1 protein-coding gene and 1 pseudogene are annotated in these 1,189 nt (G+C 39.9%); both read right to left on the bottom strand.

Going from position 1 to position 1,189, the window contains the following annotated elements; genetic code table 11:
* Positions 1–677 (bottom strand): recombinase family protein (locus LKD71_RS18065; RefSeq protein ID WP_227616433.1); only part of this gene is annotated, 677 nt, incomplete at its 3' end.
* Positions 674–1,189, bottom strand: a pseudogene (locus LKD71_RS18070) (recombinase family protein); the annotation flags it as partial. The gene LKD71_RS18065 and the pseudogene LKD71_RS18070, both read right to left, overlap by 4 nt.

The raw sequence follows: 1,189 nt of genomic DNA on the forward strand, positions 1-1,189 counted from the left end.
TGCTCATCACAAGTGGCAATCGCCTGTCTGTTCAATTCCCTTGTAATATCTGCAAAACTTGTTCCTTCCGCTGCCATCCGAAAAATCATTTTCACGACTTTTGCAGCCTCCGGATCAACTTCCAGTCTTCCGTCTTTTCCTTTTTTATAGCCATATCTGGCATTTACTGGAAGGCGTGTACCATTTCTCGTTCTTGTCTGCAATGCTGATGAAATTTTCTTGGACAAATCCAGGCTATACATATTGTATACCAGATTCTGCAATGCTACATTCATTCCACCAGTCATTCCGCTGCTTGCTGCACTGTCATAGCTGTCATTAATCGAAATAAATCGAATCTGTAAAAGTGGAAAAATATATTCAATATAAAATCCAACTTCCAGATAGTCTCTTCCGAATCTGGAAAAGTCTTTTACAACTACACAGCCGATTTCTCCGCTTTTCATGTCATCCTGCAGCTGTTGAAATCCCTGCCTTTTAAAATGAGTACCGCTGACACCGTCATCCACATATTCCAGGATATCTGCCTCAGCAACACCTAACTGATCAATCACAAATGATTTTAACAGAATTCTCTGAGAAGTTACACTGTCGCTCTCTTTTTTGGCTCTGCCATCTACATTGTCATCTTCTGCGGATAAACGGATGTAAACAGCTGTTTTTCTATGATCTGTCATCTTGACTGTGCCTCCTTCTCTTTCTTTAATTTCTGTAAATCTGCAAACTGATCGTCATATACCAGCTTGATCTCATAATCATACTTACCATGGATAATAATTGAATCCACAAAGGCATCTGCCATTTCTTTTGTCAGCTTACGCTTTGACATATAAGTATGTATCACATTTCCCCAGCCTTCTTCAATGTGATAATCCTGGGAATACCGAACCTGTGCCGCCAATACTGTGTCCAGACGGCTCTTGATATTCTCAATTTCATTGGAATAGATTCGAGAAAACTGTATGTATTCTTCTTCTGTAATCAAACGTTCAGAATAATCTTCATATAAATCCGATTTACGCTTACTGATACGGCTTAGTTCCCGTCGAAGTTTCCCCACCTCTTTATCCAAAAGCAGGTACTGTGTCTGATTTTTGGAAGCCGCATTCATCTCCTGAATCATTTTTTCTGTATCCAATACGGTTTTCATATGCGTTTGGATCAGGCGAAGAACATCGTCATCCACATA

The organism is Fusicatenibacter faecihominis (genome assembly GCF_020686945.1).
Taxonomy (GTDB): domain Bacteria; phylum Bacillota; class Clostridia; order Lachnospirales; family Lachnospiraceae; genus Limivivens; species Limivivens faecihominis.